This window comes from Cognataquiflexum nitidum (genome assembly GCF_022538055.1).
In the GTDB taxonomy this organism is placed as follows: domain Bacteria; phylum Bacteroidota; class Bacteroidia; order Cytophagales; family Cyclobacteriaceae; genus Cognataquiflexum; species Cognataquiflexum nitidum.
Genome location: NZ_JAKZAM010000004.1, coordinates 1 through 16618, shown reverse-complemented (window position 1 = coordinate 16618; position 16618 = coordinate 1). Strand labels below are relative to the sequence as shown.

General features: G+C 40.4%; 13 protein-coding genes. 1 reads left to right on the top strand and 12 read right to left on the bottom strand.

Annotation, left to right across the window (positions count from 1 at the left end):
• Positions 1-2: 2 nt before the first annotated feature.
• The 12 genes from MMU07_RS03450 to MMU07_RS03395 form a co-directional block, all read right to left on the bottom strand.
• Positions 3-1634 carry a hypothetical protein gene (locus tag MMU07_RS03450; RefSeq protein ID WP_241124444.1) on the bottom strand — a complete coding sequence of 544 codons (1632 nt, stop codon included), beginning with the start codon at positions 1632-1634 and terminating at the stop codon, positions 3-5.
• A 96-nt stretch (positions 1635-1730) separates the two neighbouring features.
• On the bottom strand, positions 1731-1931 hold the full coding sequence (locus tag MMU07_RS03445; protein WP_241124443.1) for a DUF262 domain-containing protein: 201 nt from the start codon (positions 1929-1931) through the stop codon (positions 1731-1733).
• Between the two features lie 62 nt (positions 1932-1993).
• Positions 1994-2140, bottom strand: coding sequence for a hypothetical protein (locus MMU07_RS03440; RefSeq protein WP_241124442.1), 147 nt, complete (start codon positions 2138-2140; stop codon positions 1994-1996).
• 291 nt (positions 2141-2431) lie between these two features.
• Positions 2432-5842 carry a helicase-related protein gene (locus MMU07_RS03435; protein ID WP_241124441.1) on the bottom strand — a complete coding sequence of 1137 codons (3411 nt, stop codon included), beginning with the start codon at positions 5840-5842 and terminating at the stop codon, positions 2432-2434.
• Positions 5843-5887: 45 nt separating this feature from the next.
• Entirely contained in the window at positions 5888-8866 is a 2979-nt protein-coding gene (locus MMU07_RS03430) for an Eco57I restriction-modification methylase domain-containing protein (protein WP_241124440.1), read from the bottom strand.
• A gap of 161 nt (positions 8867-9027) precedes the next feature.
• Positions 9028-10668, bottom strand: a complete 1641-nt coding sequence (locus MMU07_RS03425; protein ID WP_241124439.1) for a UvrD-helicase domain-containing protein — start codon at positions 10666-10668, stop codon at positions 9028-9030.
• A gap of 191 nt (positions 10669-10859) precedes the next feature.
• The gene (locus tag MMU07_RS03420) at positions 10860-11840 is read right to left on the bottom strand and encodes a hypothetical protein (RefSeq protein WP_241124438.1); all 981 of its coding nucleotides are present in this window, start codon (positions 11838-11840) and stop codon (positions 10860-10862) included.
• 98 nt (positions 11841-11938) lie between these two features.
• Positions 11939-12502: a hypothetical protein gene (locus tag MMU07_RS03415; protein WP_241124437.1), complete on the bottom strand. Its 564-nt coding sequence runs from the start codon at positions 12500-12502 to the stop codon at positions 11939-11941.
• Between the two features lie 77 nt (positions 12503-12579).
• Positions 12580-12972, bottom strand: a complete 393-nt coding sequence (locus tag MMU07_RS03410; RefSeq protein ID WP_241124436.1) for a hypothetical protein — start codon at positions 12970-12972, stop codon at positions 12580-12582.
• Between the two features lie 177 nt (positions 12973-13149).
• Positions 13150-13359 (bottom strand): hypothetical protein, encoded by a 210-nt coding sequence (locus MMU07_RS03405; protein WP_241124435.1) that lies wholly within the window; start codon positions 13357-13359, stop codon positions 13150-13152.
• A gap of 126 nt (positions 13360-13485) precedes the next feature.
• On the bottom strand, positions 13486-14364 hold the full coding sequence (locus tag MMU07_RS03400; protein ID WP_241124434.1) for a hypothetical protein: 879 nt from the start codon (positions 14362-14364) through the stop codon (positions 13486-13488).
• A 280-nt stretch (positions 14365-14644) separates the two neighbouring features.
• Positions 14645-15070 carry a hypothetical protein gene (locus tag MMU07_RS03395; protein WP_241124433.1) on the bottom strand — a complete coding sequence of 142 codons (426 nt, stop codon included), beginning with the start codon at positions 15068-15070 and terminating at the stop codon, positions 14645-14647.
• 133 nt (positions 15071-15203) lie between these two features.
• Here MMU07_RS03395 and MMU07_RS03390 point away from each other — a divergent pair, with 133 nt between their 5' ends.
• Positions 15204-16430, top strand: coding sequence for a hypothetical protein (locus MMU07_RS03390; protein WP_241124432.1), 1227 nt, complete (start codon positions 15204-15206; stop codon positions 16428-16430).
• Positions 16431-16618: the final 188 nt, after the last annotated feature.

Below are 16618 nucleotides of genomic sequence, written 5' to 3'. Positions count from 1 at the left end.
TATTAATTTGAGACAGAAATGATAGAGGGAGCAACCAAAAAAGGAGAGTCTAATCTAATTTTATCAATTACATTTTCTCCTTTTTGAATATCTAGGGTAATGAAACTCCCCGCAGGTATACCTTTACCGGATTCTAGTATTTTTACCTCTTCTTTACTGGAATCAGTACCCATAGAAACTTTAAATTTTTGCCCCTTTTTAGAAACGCTACTAAATAAAGTCAAACGGTAATAAATATTCCCATTTTCATTAAATGCTTTAAAAATAGCTTTATCAATTATCCTCTCCTTGGTTTCTTCACCGGGAAGAGGTTGAGGGCGTTTTATAGGAGCCTTTTTATTGATTGATTGACCTTTGGAGCTTGAGAAATTAAAAAGATCATCGATCGTATCAATTGTAAAGGCCGTTGAATCATTCAAGCCAGCAAACTCCTTATATTTTTGTAAAATGAATTCTTTGATTTCCTGTAAGGTTACCCTAGCTCTTGTTGTATACAAGGGATTCTCCTTTTCATTCCAAATATCATGTGCCTCATTTTCAATTTCCTTAAGAAAAATATTTCCCTCCTCATTATCACATAAAAACACCCCTGCATAGCCCATATCGAGATTTTTTTCTTTATAGATTAACATTTTGGTTTTTCTAAATCTAGCAACTGCGCCTAATTGGAACAGAGGATCCTGATGCAGCCAAAGGTGACAAGTACCAATGTTTCGTATTTCCTTTTCAAATTGTTTCCCTTTCTCCACAGTTTCAAAAAATGGTCTAGGATTCTGATTTCCTCCTCTTACATAATCTTTAAAATCAGTGAAATATGTTGTGATGAAGTCCCCTAAATTATGACTCCTGAGTTCTGTATCATTAACATTGACATGTAGCTGGTCCTTATAAATGGCGAACCAATAATTCCTCAGAACCTCTTTAATAATTTCAGACTCCAAGTCATCCAAATTCCACAAGCCAATAATAAATATGGATGTTCCATTTTCTGTTCTTATAAAACCCTCGGGGATTTCATCTTCTTCCTTTGTAGCCAAGTCTCCATAAAAACCTTTATAATTCAATTTGCCATTTTCATCTTCAGGGTCTTTATGGTTAGATAGTTTGGCAATTCCTCTAAACCTCAAACCTTCATCACTTTTTGTTGAAATCAGCATGGTTCTCAAATAAGAGGACGCATAATAGGCGGCTTTTCCAACACCTTTACTGCCCTGAGATCCGGCCACTTTTTGAGAAGATTTGTATACGCCTTGAGTAAACCCTTCAAAAGCATTTAAACCCATGCCGGTGGTATTGTAATCTGAAATTTCAATATAACGGTAACCATCCCTCTCAAAAGCATCAATATGCCTCTGGATTTCTGCATTTTCTGAGGGATCGTTTGATTTATGTAGACAGTTTTTGATATGATCTTCAATTTGTGAAAAATTCAGGAGTTGACCCTTACTTATCCTCCCTTGCTTGATAACCACCTTTACTGTTGAATGCTTCTCGACATCCAAGGCATCACAAGAATTTTGAATCGCTTCCCTAACAAGGGATTTGGCAGTGTCCCGGCCAAACTTTACTATTTCATTGTCTTTAAACCCATGATTATCTAAGTAATCCGTATGTTTTGCAAAAATCCAATTCATATTATTTTTGAGTTACATGTATAATTAGTGTAAATATTGTAGAATATCATTTTTAGTTCAACGTCTCCATAACGAACCTTGCCTTCTTTAGACTTCTTAGCGTTGCAATGGTAATGTGAGTAGATTCAGATTACATTTATTTACAAAAGATAAGGTAAAGTCAGAAACCAACTGCTCAATATGGCGTTCTTCCCATTTGTATTCCCGTTGAAAGTAATCTACGGTGTACTTTTTATCGTCCAAAACTTCTGTAATGGAGCGGTCGTGTGCTTCTATTTTATTGCTTAGTTTACTCATGCGATTCTCCTTTTGGTCAATTAGCGGCCAATCACCGACCCATTCGGCCAATTAGCGGCCAATTAATTCAGGGTATATTTTGCTCCACGTCCTTTGGCAGTTGGAGCGGTCAACACTCCTAATTCTATCAATTTGCTTAACTCTTCAGTCGCTGTAGTTTTTCCAATGTCATTTAGCTTTTGGTAATCAGCATTCGAATTCAATTCCATTTGCTAATCTTGGGCTCCCTGCATCTTCATGGATCAATCTTTCTAAAATCAATTTTATCATATCTTTTAATTATAAATACTGTAAAAAACCAAAAACTCAAGATTCTTTGAAAGCTTTTTCTCAACTCTCCAATATCACCTTAAATATCGGGACTCTGCTCCTTAAACATCCCAATACGCCTAATTACATCATTTTCAGGATCATACCACAGGGCATGTAAAAACTGCCTCTCCAAGGCAAACTCCACCTGTACACAGCTGATAAATAGTCGGGTTTTGGATAGTATTTACTCATTTATCAGTACCATCAGATCCACCAATATTCTCCACCGCTATCACTACCGCATCTTCCAAATGTTGGGTGCGCTCCATCACAATATCCAAATAATCTGAACCTCGCTTTCTTCGAACAATTTTCACCGCCTCTAGTACTGCTTCTTTGTCTTTCTTCCTTGGATTACTTGATTCCAAGATGAATTGACGTAGTCCAAACTTGGAAAAGGTTTTGTACTTTCTTAGGTCAGTAATAATGGTATTAATAAAGTCTTTTAAGTCCTGCGTAATCTGGATTTCATGATCTCTCAGTAGCGATTTGAGGGAATTGGAAGCCTTTACATCTAGGTCTATTTCTGACTTGGATCTGCTCTTTCGGAAAGTCTTCTTAAAATCCTTCATTTCATCATAAACCTGCCAAAAACGAGTACTTAAATGCTGTCTGGCGGTTTCTTCCGAACACTTGACTTTTTCCAACAATTGTTCAAAAAGAATTTCATCCACCTCAACTTTTCCGTTTTCCAATCTACCTGACAAGGAGAAAAGCGCCATACCTTTCCTTTTCAGTACTAGCACATTATTCTCATGGTATAGCTTTGCAGTTTTTATACGATTCGGAAGGTGGGAAATTTTCTCAATCAATTCCGGATGTTGTTCCTTGATTTGGTTATAGGCATTTCTGATGGAGGTCACTGTGCTCAACTCTGCATCTGCCTCTGGGTCTGAATTGATTTTTTCGTACAAACCGCTGGCTGAAGGCTCTTCTTCAGGATCAAAAATTTTGGCATCTTCCCCAAGAGCATTATGAATCAAAAACATCTTCTGCTGGGCAATTTCCCTGCTTCGTACGTATTCTGCACCTTGCTCCGTGGGAAAGAAATTATAGATATATAGTTTATCAAAAACCTTGGCACTCATCCGGTTTATCCTTCCGACACGCTGGATCACCTTGGTGGGGTTCCATGGTATGTCATAATTGACAATCAAGCCGGCACGATTAAGGTTAAAACCCTCTGCCAACTTATCAGTTGTAATCAGCACATCATAATCATCCACTTGTTTTGGATGCTTGGCATTGAAATTAGCATCTAAGTCTAAGGCAAACTTCTTGGAAATACTTCCATCACAGATCATCACCCGACCATTCAACCTTTGAGTGAAGAATTGCTCCAAGTGCCTCACCGTATCTGCATATTCCGAGAAAATAATCAACTTACGCTTTGGGTTACCTTTTTCCTTCTGATTGAGAGCTACCAAAATTTCCAGCAGCACTTTCTCTCTTTTCGGATCTTTATTGACCAAATCCAATCGAGTAATCGTGGTAGCTATCTCCTCGAATAGCTTAATATCATTCTTAATGTCTCTGATGAAATCATCCTGCCTTTCAAATTCATCGACTTGATAAATGTGAGTATGTTTTGGTGTCCTACTTCCTGACTCAGCATTTTGCCGAAACTCCTCCAATGCTCTTTCAATTTCATCCAGTACAAAATCATCTTCCTCGGCATTGTAGATTGCCTCAATTACCTTTCGATCCAACACATATCTTCCTGATTGCTCGACAAAGGTCAGTACCATGCGATTGGTACTGAGGAATCGCTGAATACTTTTATCAAAAGCACCAAACGAACTTTCAAATCGCTTGATCAGCAATCTGCGCATGAAATCATATAAGTTACGTTGTTGTTGCAGTGTTCTGTTGTCTGATTCATTGAGGTCTTCGTCTTCCTCTCTGCTCAATTCCTGTTCGTATTCAAAAGGTTTGTAGATCGCACCTGTAAATCGACCGCCTTCGATGAAATAGGATGAAATCAGCGTGTTATAGAAATTTAACTGATCGTGGGACAATTCATAAAAGAGTTCTTTAGGATTCTCTACCTCTGAAAGGTTATCTATTTCTTTTTTGTACTCAAAATCTGCTTTTAGATCCAGTCGGTTTCTCCTGATCGTGATCGGAGTAATGACATTTTTGATATCATTGGCAATCTCCTGTACTCGATTTCTCACACGGGCAAGTTCAATTGGTGGTTCTTGTCCAAAGATATCCTTGTAGTATTTTTCAATTCGCCTTCGCTTATTTGGATCGCCTGAGTTGATGTACTTGATGATATCGGATAGCCTTCTGAAATTATAATTGTAATTGGCAAAACGGGCCTCAAGATCAGAATCCAAGGTTAAAGGAGATGCTCCTGGAACAATAAACAATTTCAATAGAGCAAAAATATCAGCTGGTGAATTATTAAAAGGTGTGGCGGAAAGCAGGATTACTTTTTTGCCCCTGCAAATTTCCAACAGCGCCTCATAGTCTTCGGTATCCTGATTTCGAAACTTATGGGCTTCATCTACAATGATGACTTCATAGCCATGGTCATTTGCATCCATGGCATCCGCTAGCTGCCTCACCATACCAGAACTTTCTATATCCCAATCGTACAATCTAAATTTATTCTTGTATTCATACCATCCTGTTTGTTCCTGTTTATTACCTATCAAACCAGGAGGACATATAATCAAGCCTCGCTGACCAATTTGGCTGGCGATTAAGGAAGCGATTACAGATTTTCCCAAACCTACCACATCAGCAATGATCACCCCATTATAGTTTTCAATGACTTTTAGAGCCTGATTAACAGCATCGATTTGGTAAGCATACTTTTCAAAGCCGTTACTTTCCAGAAGTCTGTCTATGGCAGGATTTACATTCTTAGCTTCTTGAAGGTCTATGTAGGTTTTGAGAATCAAGGCATAGGCTTCAAAAGGGCTGATTTCCGAAACTTGGGTTTTTTTGCGGATGAATTCGACAATTTGCCTGGCTCCATTAGGCGCAGCGGTGATCGGAATGGCCGTTTCCCAGAGGGATTCAAAAAAATCTGCAGCTTCTTGAAATCCATAATCACGAATCTCCACATTGAACTCCATCTGCCCATGAAGACCTGCCTTAGTCAGGTTGCTACTTCCGGTAATAAAAGTACCCGGCAGATTCATCAACTGCCGATATTCTTCCTTTAAGCTGAATAGATAGAGCTTGGCATGATTGGGTTCTTTGGTTTGTTTGATGATGATGCGACCGGTCTCTAGTAACTCCAGGAAAAAACTCACTTGTAGGTAAAACTCCTCCGTATCCAAATCCGGATTGTTCAAGGCAAATCCAAGTGACTTGATAAATTTGGCAAAGTATTCTTCATTGCTTAGTCCCGCCTCTTTAGCTGCTATTTCGATGGTGCTTGACAGGTACTTATCTACTTGAAGACCAACCAGGATTCTTAGCTTAACATCAGGATTTTCCTGAAGCTTCTGATAGATGACCTGCCAACCGGAAAAGTAAAAGAAGCCTACCAAAAACCGTAATTCCGTACTTGCTGTAATTAAACTCTCCAACCTGCTTTTTAAGGAGGTTTGTGATTGGCTATTTGTAATGAAGTTTGACATTTATATGTATTTGATTTTAAATTTCCCCTTATTCATTTGCCATTATTAAATAGAATCGATTAATCTTTCATCATCAATTCCATATAAATCAAATACATAATCATCAATTTCCTTTATAAGCTTATTCGTATCTTGATAGGTTAAAGCCTTATCTACTAATCTAATTAATAATGATTGTTTTTCTTTGGAAACAACTTTTATTGGAATTTTTCTTAGATTACTTAATCTAACCTGTGGAAAAACTCTTCCGGATTCATTTATTATTAATTTATACATGTAATTTCCAAGTTTTGAATTTATTATCCCTAGTATATACTTTAATTCAAAATTTGAATCTTTCTGAATAATTGAATGAACAGAATCAATAAAATAAAATGGATCTTCTATGTAAGTAGCAACTATTTCTGATGAAGTTTGCCTTAAAACTATCTTTGGAGATTTGAAAAAAACTGGATCTCTCTGACACCACAACCAATTACCGTATTCAATGTAGAAATCATTCCAATTATATTCATATCTATTTATATTTCTACCTTTTAAACAAGGTTTTGAAAATTCTGAAATGATTTTCTCGTTGAAATAATTTATTTTCTCTCCTTGAACCTTTGCATATACAGTTATCCCCTGAGTACTTTCAGTTATTTCACCTAATGAAAGACAATTTTTACTCAACTTTTCTAAGGCTTTGAGAGACTTTATATTATTGACATTAAAAGGCATCCCTTGATAATCTGATCTATCTAAATTTTGTTTATGCTCCTTAATTAAACCTCCATTATCGAAATTATATTTAGTGAAAAATGTTGAATTAATACTGGCACCCTTTACTAAAACAGAAATACTTGTGTCCACAACCGCTGAATTAAATACAGAATTAATTTTTTCAGATATTTCAATAATCGAAAAATTTGAAAAAAGAAAATCTCTCAAATTTATATATTGGTCATAGACTGTAAAAGTATAAGGAGTTATCAATGTTAAAACACCTTCTTCTTTTAACAAATCGGAACTTTTTTTAAAGAAAAATATATAAAGATCGTAATGACCAGATAAAACATTGTGATAGTTTTTTAGAAAAAAATTTTTTTGAACTCTTTCTGATATTTCCTTGTAAGGAGGGTTTCCAATTATTACATCAAATTTTTGAAACCCAAACATCCACTCCGAATCAAACCAAGCATTGGATTCATTTCCAAAAGGCTTCCAAGCCGCTAATTGTTGAGAGCGATTATTGATTCCTCCTTTATTGGCTTCCTGCTGAACTATTCGTTTCTGAAGATTTTCAAAAGCTTCTTTTAGCTTTAGCTTTTCCTCTCCATAGGCTTGGAGGTATTCATTTCGAATACTTTTGAGTTCTTCTTGTAGCTTTTCGGTACCACCAAAATCCAAGCCTGTGTTTTCCTCTAATCCTATCAGCGTATTAGCGGTGACAAATTTGAATTCCAGGTTGGGAAGCGGAAGAATTCCTCTATTGCCATCAGGATGCTGATCGTCTATATTTTCATCAATCACCAAGGACAAGAAGCTCCTCAGTTTGGATATTTCTGTGGCTATAGACTGAATATCTACCCCATAGATCGAGTGTTGGATGATACCTAGTTTTCGGATATAGTCACTGTTGGAGTTAGCAAATTTTTCCTTTTGCTGCTTGCGGAGCAATGCGTTATCGATTTTTTCCAATTGCTTTTCTTTCCACCACACTGCACCCTTATCCAATTTTTGTAGTGCAATAATGATTTTGTGAAGCGCTCCCATCGGAAATGCACCGGAGCCACAAGCAGGATCCAGGATTTTTACTTCAGATAGTGCCTGCAAAATTTGCTCTCTGATTTCTTGGTCGAATGTTACTTTGGCATCTTCTTGAAATAACTTTTGGAGATCACCTGAATAATCTTCTCCAATTTTAGTTTTTAGATATTCCACCAAAGATTGTTCGATCATGTAATCCACGATTTCCCTTGGGGTATAATAGCTACCAGTGGATTTTCTGGCACTTTTTTCGGTTTCCGGGTTTACCTCAGCCAAGAGATTTTCAAAAATCGTTCCCAGCATTTCAGGGTCTATACTTACTTCAGCGTCATTGAGACTGTTCTCATCTATGGTGAAATTATACTGCTCCAAGACTTCAAAAAAATCGGTAAACCAATCACTTGGTACTTGAAGAGTACCACGGTACTTGGAGATACCAAGCTTATCTTTGGCATTTAACTCATAGAAATCATCCTCATGCGGTTCAAAGAGCCCTCCATTTAGAAACGGAACAATATCAGAACCATCCGGTAAATGATCCATTCGGTCTTCCTTTTTCTTATTCAGAATCTCAAAAAACAGCTTTTGAAGCAAGTCATGATAATAGTCTACCCCATCAGCTTTCATTTTTTTCACCGTTTCTGAGCTTAACCAATCATCGGGGATCAAAGGGATATTATTGGCTGATCGTTTAGCCTTCAAAAACCAACAAAAAATAGTTCTACCGATCAATCGGACTGCGAATTCCTGATAGTACTTACGATTTTCCTTAACCAAAGGCGTGTCAGGGAGTTTTAGAACAGCCTTATAATTTTCTGTACTGCGCCCTATTTTTACTTCTCCTCCAATAAGTTTATAAAATGCGGTATTTATAGCCTGATAGAATTGCTTATTAAGCGGTTCTACACTGAATGCAGTTGTAATGGCATCCAAGGATTCAAAATTACATTTGCCGATTTGCTCCTTAAAAGTCTTGTTGGTAAGCTGTGGAGATACAAAGTAGGTGTATCGCTTGAAGGTGCTGAAGTCTCGCTTACTGCCTTGGTAATTGACTCGGACAAAACTGAACCTGAAATTGCCCATTGCATCATAAAATACAAAAACAGCCGCATCCTTATTCTCTGTTTTGAGAATTTTCTTGGCGATTTCGTATTGGTTCTTTTTACCTGTTCTTTCCGTCAGCGGTTCTGTGGTCTCCGCAGCAAACACTAACAACTCGTCTCCATCTCCCACTACAGCTTCACCAACTTTGTCGATTTTACTGTATTTGTCCAAAATCTCCTGATCGAAATAATAAAGGTAATCCTCTTCACCATCCGGTCTAAAAGAATCCATCTTACTTCTCAGGAAGTCTTCCAAATGGCTAATGCTGAAACTCTCAATTAATCTTTGGATGCTCATATTGTTAATTTTCTATTACAAAATCTTAAAGGAAATCACGGTTTAATAAACACACACAATAAATACTTTGCCCTACTCGCCTGCGTGTAGAGCACTTTATAATCGGGGTTTTCCACTTTATCCGTATCAATGATAAAGACCACATCAGCTTCCAAACCTTTAAAGGTATTGATGGTCGTGTAGTTCACTGCTTTGGGATTCATCCGTCCATGTCTATCTACAGCTTCGATGGGATACTTTCCTAGCTTGCGGGTACTACCGATGCAGGAGTCTTTCTTAAGGGAATTGAACATCAGGACGATTCGGTCAGGGCTGATGCCTTCTTGCTCCACCAAATGCAGCCAGGTTTCTTTGATCAGATTGAGTTGTTCTATATCATTTCTGTAGAAGACCTGCCTCACCTCATCGCCCTCAGGGGTATCCGTCTTTTGATTGATCTGGGTACGCTCCTCTACCACTTGCTGCAGGTAATCGATGATTTTTTTGGTGTTTCGGCAGTTTTCCGTCAATGGGAAATTAAAAAAACTTCTATTCCCAGGTACTTTTCGGAAGGCATTGAAAATATTCTGATGCTCATCCATAAAAACATAATAGCTTCCTTCTGGCTTTAGCAATCTTTCCAGACTTTCAAACCAAAGTTCCTGAAAATCCTGTCCTTCGTCGATGATCAGCACATCAAATTCCGGTACTGTTCCGGATAGTACATCATCGAGTTTGAATGCAGCACCTTCAGTCCAGAAGTCGTCTTCCTTGGAATGGGCTTCCCACCATTCAGGGTCTACTTCATCTATCTTGCGCTTGCAGATGCTGTGGTAGGTGGCCACTTCGATGCGGTTTTCATCCCGGGGAAGTCGCAGGTTGTATCGGATATTATTGGCCAGAATCCGGTTAAAGGTGAGCAGAAGTACTTTCTTTCCTTCCTCATAAAACCGCTTGGCCAAGGTACTTGCCAAGACTGTTTTCCCCGAACCAGCGGGGCCTTTTACCAAAATATTTTGATTGGCTGCTACAAGATCAAGGAGTAGCAACTGTTTTTCAGTCAGTTGGATAAATCGCTGTTCCTGCAGGTCAAATTTTTTATGTAGCGGAATCACAATTCCAAGACTTTGGAAGAGGGATTTTTGGAAAGATTCGTAGACCCCTTTATCTGCACCTCTTTTATTTGGGTTCCTTTCTCTTATCCAGTTACAAAGATCCACTATTTGCCTGTCTATCATCTGCACCCCAAGCGTATCGAATACCTGCAAAGGATTGGCAACGGTAGGGAAAGAGCTTGCGTCAGGAACGATCGTATGAGGAAATACAAGCCCCCAGCCAAATGGGACCGGATATGCCAAGTCCGCATATCTTTTTACCAAACTGTGCATGTTGCCTGTTACTTGTTTGATGGGATCATCCAGGTGGTGGTGATTCTGTTTCCATTTGTCAATACGGCCATCATAGATAATCTGACCTCCCTTTACTTCGAGACAGATCAGTGCATTTAGTCTGTCCCCTCTAAGATCAGCAACCAAAAAATCAATTTCATACTCTACTTTTTCCCCCCTTTCAATCGCAGCAAACTTCCTTCCGAAGTACACATCAAATTGATCTGCCGAAATTTTTTTCAAGGCATCATACACTGCTTTTTCAGCGCTATTGGTATTATCTAATGGAAATTCGGAAGGATAAATCATAGGTGATATCTGATGTCCACAAGTTAAGTTCAATATTTTATTTTGTAAATACCGTGATCAGGGTATTTTTCAGAATATTCGTTTGCCTAGACTGAAATAAAATGTATTTTATTGTAAATTATTTCCCATGGCATGTTCATAGTACTATTCTTTGATCACTAATGTATAAAATAGTTATTAAAAATCTATTTTTATTTTTCAGAATATATGCTTCCCGCGAGTTTTTTATATATCTCTAGGATAGGCCCGGCCATAGCCTCATCCTCGGGACTGCTTTGGTAAGCCTGCAGCCCCGATGCCTCAAAGAGACGCGTCAGGATATCCTGCAGTAGACCGGCATCGACAAGCCCCTGACCATCCTTCATGATATGGTGCCAAAAGGCTTCAAAACCGATACCCAGGCCGGATTGTAGCATTGGGATCATCCCGGAAAGGTGATTGTCAGCTTCTGATGACGCAGGGACGGAAGTGGCTAGGATCACCTGATGCAGAAGATAAGGGCCTACCTCATAGGGAATAAAGGATAGCGGCTCGTAGACCGCTTCATAATCTCCCATCCCGCTACATGACTTCCAATCTACCTCAGACAAGGTTTTGAAGGCCTCCGAGATCCGCTGCTTCACCGTCAATGGATCCTGCAGCCCCCTCAGTCCCCTCTTAAAGGCCGGCAGGTCTGCCAGACCTTCAGACCGCCACATTCGCATCCATCCAAAAAACTGAATCACCGGATCAGGGATATTATGTCCTATATTTTTGAGGGAAAGTTCGGATTGGTCAGCCAGGTGCAGAAGCTCGTGCACGATGGTCATGTCATAGTAGGGATTGATGCTGTAGCTGCTATCCCAATGGGCGCTGAGCAGCTCCTGAATTACATCGGGACCATATATTACCCCTACAGAATAGCTCCCATCTTCATTTTTTTCGGAGATACACTGTGCCAATACACCCTGCATCCCATACAAATCCGCCCCCACTGACAGGCTTTGGATGGATACTCCCTGAAGCAGGGGAGTCATTTCCTGCAGTTTGGCCTGAACCCTGCTTACAAGGACTTCTTCGAGTACTTCCTCAAAAAAAGGTCCTTCTTCACAGTCCCAATCATACGTGCCGGGAAAGGATTGCATGAGTTCGATTTCGGGATCTTCTGTAGTGAGGTCAAATTGGATTTCCATGGGAGCAATATTTAGCATTGAAGGCAAGGTAGATATAAAGCCGCCCCTCAGGGGATAAATGCAAGCTTGCAGATGATGGAAAAGGGACAGCTATGGGATCAAAGATCACCGGGGTCATATCTCTGCGCATATTTTTCCCAATCGAGACCCTCGAGAGATTGCAGCAGCATAGCCATGACAGTGAGTCCCGGGTCAATGCTATCCATAAACCAGATCACCCGCAATTCAGAACTTTTTTCTGCTGCGGACATTCCCCGGTAGCAAGCCCATTCGGCTTCTCCATAAAAGACGGGCAAGCCATATTGAATACTGTCTTCCGAAGGCCTACGGATATGGGTGGGCATATAATTCTCCCGGTATTTTTGTTCCAGTTCGGACAGGATCGATTCATTCCAATACTTATCGGGTTCGCCTTCGATGAGGTTGCTATAGGTGAGATGGAACCGGAATCCCAGCAAATGCACAGTCCTGCCGCAGGCCAGCGTCGCACTGATGACCTGCTTGTCAAAAATATCCGGTTCTTCTTCGATTTGGATTATGGTACAATCAGAATAGAGATGCGGGGCTATAAATTCCATTGAGCGCATGTTTCTCGCATTGAACAGCCTTACCTGAGGTTCGTCTCCACCTTGCGGAGTCATGGTGATTTTGAATGTGGGCATAAGAATGGGAGGGGTATTAAGTTTTTGTATTGTTGGTCTTAGCTATCCTGTCTGGTCAAGGTGCTTGTGACAGGGGCTTATTCTCTAAGATGGAGTCGGTACACATCCGATTGGTTACGGATGATTCCATTGTACTGAAACCTGGAGGGAGAGGGAATATCTTCTTCCAGGTCAAAAACCTGACAATCCTTGGACAATCCCTCAAAAATCAAGGTAAAAGAATACCTCCTGCCTGAGACAATGGTCCATTGTGGGGCTTTGCTGATCCCTTCCACATGGAGCAGTTTGGCCTGTGGGCTTCCATCCCTTGGAATCAGGAAGGTAGAGGGCCAGATGCGCATGCCCAAGGGGGGAAAGGAGATGCTTACACTGACGTGGACGATCACCTGATTTTCTTCTTGGACACTGGTTTTTGCAGATTCGAGAAGCTCCTGGTCTACATCGACCTGGGGTTTGGTTATGGTTTCCATTTGTTATTGATTTTTCATTCCCCTTAGGTGGGTTTCAAGATGCCTTATACTTCCGGAATACTGTCTTGGCCAAGTAATACCAAGATGCTTTTTTTTCAGTTTCCGGCCAAACACCTGAGAGAAATGTTTAAGAAAAACCGGGTCATGGTATTGCCTTTTTACATTAATAGGTTGGTATCATTTGACATTTTCAAACATCACAGAATTGAAGGGCATTTCGGGAAATTCCTCTAGGTATATTTCTGTCCGGAACTTGAAAAGCTTGGAGCGAAGGAGGGTGTAGACTGCCCCTTCCTGCAGGTGAAGATTGGCAAATTCCCTTTCTGAATCATGGCCGTGCCTGTTGATATACCTTACTTTTTGGCCGGGCGGGGTGTAGATATCCATAGTGTTATTCTGTATAGAGTTGACGTTTTCTTGAATTTTGGAACCGGACTCCGGCTGATCTGTGTCTTGGAAGGAGGGGTTTTTAGGGTTCCAAGTAGTATCTGTATGGTGAGAGATTTCTCCGAGTCAATCGTGACTTGGGTCAAAATCAGGAACTATCCCTGTGGGTGAATCCTCAGTATGTGCCTTTTCTTCCAAAAACCTCTTTAGGAAAGCCAGCCTTTTTGACACAAAATCACCCCCCTCGTTTTTCATCTTGATCAATTCTTCCTGGGAAAATTCCATCAAGAGGGAGTTGCATGCATCCTCAAAAGCATCAACACTGATCTTGCCCCTGACCCAAAGGATGGGAATGGTAATACTGAATCCATGAAAAAACCCATAAAGAAACGCCACTGCCAATTTCTCAGGCAGGGTCATGGAATCCACCTCTTGCTGTAGTCTCTGTGTCAGTGATGCTGCTACAAAGGGGATATCCATTTCCCTCATTTCTTCCATATCAGACGCATAGTTGGCCATTAGGTCTTTCCAGTCTGCACCGAGCCAATGTATGGCTTCATAGCAGGCTTGGAGTTGGTCCATTTTGACATGTGGATCAGGGCTCATCCTGTATAGTAGGTCCCATTGTATGCGCTCCTCCAGTTTGAGGTCTGCGATTTTTTCCGTTTCCGGCTCGGGGTTGGCAATCATTTCTTCCAGCCTTACACAAAAACTCATCAGCTGCTGCTCTTGTCGGATTATTCTGAATTTGACGTGCCTGCTGACTTCCTTTGGTGTCAGTGCCCTTTGTTTTTCTCCTTCATTGATAAACACCTTTTGTGAGAGAATTTCATTGATATCCTCCAGAAGGATCTCTGCTGCTTCCTTAGGATAAGGAGGGAATGGGTCACCATCAGACCTAAGCATCAGCAGGCAATTGTCATTTAGGATATAAAATCGGCCTGTACCGTCCCAGTCCTTGTCAAGTGTGTATCGGGGCAATCTGAAAGCTGTTGTTTTGTCCATACGCCTATTGTCTTTTCAGGATGCAAAGTTGAAAAAGAAAGAGGCAAGGCTTGTGGATTTGCAAGCTTGCAGATTTGGAAGCCGGCTGTGCTGCCTGCTTTGGAGCTGAATGGCCGATGTGCTAACCTATAGCCTACATGCTCTTTTGAAGAAATTGAAGCCTGCTTTTGCGTAGCAGGTCAAGCCACAAAAAGTAAAACTATGAGGCAGTCAAGGCTTTTTGACCTTTGGTTTTGAAAGGTCTTTTGACCCTAAAAAACCGCCTATATTCTTTAAACATTTAATCTTCGAAGAAATTATAAAGCTGAAAAAGTGGGGCAAGCCTAAGGAGATCGTATTGGTCAATGAGACGAATGAGGCAGACCCCGTCAGAGGGAGGATTATCCAAACCTTCAAACCAGTGAATTTCGAAAGGGAATAGTACTTCCATGTCCAGCAAAACTTCCCTGAAAGGTTCCTTTTCCCCCTTTTTGGGTGATTCATAGGTGAAAACAATCGCAGCATGATGTGCCAGCAATGCCGCTAGATAGGAAAGCATGTCCACTTTACGGTATTCCTCCTTATCGAGTAAGTTTTTTAGTTCTTTGGGACAGGCGATTATCTCTGACAGCACAGGCCAGATATTTTCTACACCAAAATAACTGCACAAAAACAATTGATCATCAATAGACAAGTCTTTGAAATCAAAATAGAATTCTCTGTCCATATCACCTATGTGTTTTCTGTACAAATCTAAAAGCAAGCACTAAGGCAGCATTGGATTTGCAAGCTTGCAGTTTGTCTGAGCAGGTATCTTTTGCCCGTACTATTGTAGGATTCTTATTCAAACCCTCTATAAAATGCGCTACCAATTTAGACTCTACCATCCTAACCAAATGTATGTAATGAACTGGCCTGATGAAGAAAACCCAGATTCCATTGAAGCAGCATACTATATCTCCGATGAAGCGGAATATGAAAGGGTAAAAAACACCCTGATTCCCTTGTCGAAATTACCCTGGTATGATCCCCATACACTGGATGAGGAGAATGCTTATTTGAAAGACATCAGTGACGAGCAATATTTTCAAACACAGGTCAAGGTGAAGGTGGTAGATATAGTACAGAAATTACAGTTCAAATGGTCCAAGGTTTTGCGGTCAAGTAAAAAGGCCTTAGAAGTACATTTGTTTGCCAGCTCCCCCTTGCTTCAGGGAAAGGATCTGGCATTTTGTAGTACCAATCGGGAGGGCATTCAGGTATATATCAGTGGGGAATTGATTGAGAATCTATTGGAAAGAAATACTTACAGAATAGCCATTCCCGATGCGCTAACCGCCCAGCCGGAGTATGATTTGCAGGCATCTTTGGATTTTAAAATGTGCAAGTGGAAGGAAGGACTGATGGATAACCCGCCACTTACTTTTGTGGAAACATGGATGCATTGGCTGTGGAAGTTTCGTGTCAGAGGCCTGGCAAGGTTATCTGCTTTGGAAACGGGACAGGATGTAGAAATGAATCCTAAAAAAATCGGCCGCATTATGAATGAATGGATTAAAAACATCGAACAGGAGATAGATAATGGTAGACCTACACTGTCTGCATTCAAAAACTTTCTTGACAGTAAAGATGAGCTGATCAATCAGTGGGCTCCACAGATGATGCTTCGGGCGATCAACCATTTTCAGTTACAAAACTCCTGCAGGAATTTGGAAAAAGCGCTCAAAAAGGTGAATACCACAGGGCTGTTTCACGACCAAAAGATTACCCACAAGATTCATGTAGCCGGAAAAAAACTGGATTTCGACCAATGGCTCGAAAACATTCTTTTCACCTCTGAACAGGTTGACCCTATGATAGATCCTGAGCTGTTTAGGGCGCTTAATCAAAAGCTTCTGGCTCTGGATGGAAAGAAATCGATCCTCCTAAAGCTGGTAGAACAGGGATCCAAACAACCTGATATTTTCCATTTGAAGGGTAAAAAAACAAGTAAGTCACAAGCTTCAGCTGTGCCTGAGGGTATACGCATGGACATAGACCTTCCTGTCCATGAACACTTCCAGCTTCTTGCCGAATCCTGGTCCTAAAAAGATCCACATTAAAAATCATCAATGCCAATTTGCGACCGATTGCCTAACCTTGTCAGGCATCGTAGTGAACAATTAGGAATTGATTGGGAAAAGCAAAAAGCAGTAGGACTTTCATTTCTGCGGTGTCTGCGGTATCTGCGGGAAATATTAAACCACAATAGGAACAAAGAAAACAGAAGAACCTA

Bases quoted from the DNA above. Each gene is read 5' to 3' on its own strand.
- MMU07_RS03440 (WP_241124442.1), bottom strand. From the start codon at position 2,140: ATGGAATTGAATTCGAATGCTGATTACCAAAAGCTAAATGACATTGGA.
- MMU07_RS03425 (WP_241124439.1), bottom strand. From the start codon at position 10,668: ATGATTTATCCTTCCGAATTTCCATTAGATAATACCAATAGCGCTGAA.
- MMU07_RS03450 (WP_241124444.1), bottom strand. From the start codon at position 1,634: ATGAATTGGATTTTTGCAAAACATACGGATTACTTAGATAATCATGGG.
- MMU07_RS03420 (WP_241124438.1), bottom strand. From the start codon at position 11,840: ATGGAAATCCAATTTGACCTCACTACAGAAGATCCCGAAATCGAACTC.
- MMU07_RS03400 (WP_241124434.1), bottom strand. From the start codon at position 14,364: ATGGACAAAACAACAGCTTTCAGATTGCCCCGATACACACTTGACAAG.
- MMU07_RS03395 (WP_241124433.1), bottom strand. From the start codon at position 15,070: ATGGACAGAGAATTCTATTTTGATTTCAAAGACTTGTCTATTGATGAT.
- MMU07_RS03390 (WP_241124432.1), top strand. From the start codon at position 15,204: ATGCGCTACCAATTTAGACTCTACCATCCTAACCAAATGTATGTAATG.
- MMU07_RS03410 (WP_241124436.1), bottom strand. From the start codon at position 12,972: ATGGAAACCATAACCAAACCCCAGGTCGATGTAGACCAGGAGCTTCTC.
- MMU07_RS03445 (WP_241124443.1), bottom strand. From the start codon at position 1,931: ATGAGTAAACTAAGCAATAAAATAGAAGCACACGACCGCTCCATTACA.
- MMU07_RS03435 (WP_241124441.1), bottom strand. From the start codon at position 5,842: ATGTCAAACTTCATTACAAATAGCCAATCACAAACCTCCTTAAAAAGC.
- MMU07_RS03415 (WP_241124437.1), bottom strand. From the start codon at position 12,502: ATGCCCACATTCAAAATCACCATGACTCCGCAAGGTGGAGACGAACCT.
- MMU07_RS03405 (WP_241124435.1), bottom strand. From the start codon at position 13,359: ATGGATATCTACACCCCGCCCGGCCAAAAAGTAAGGTATATCAACAGG.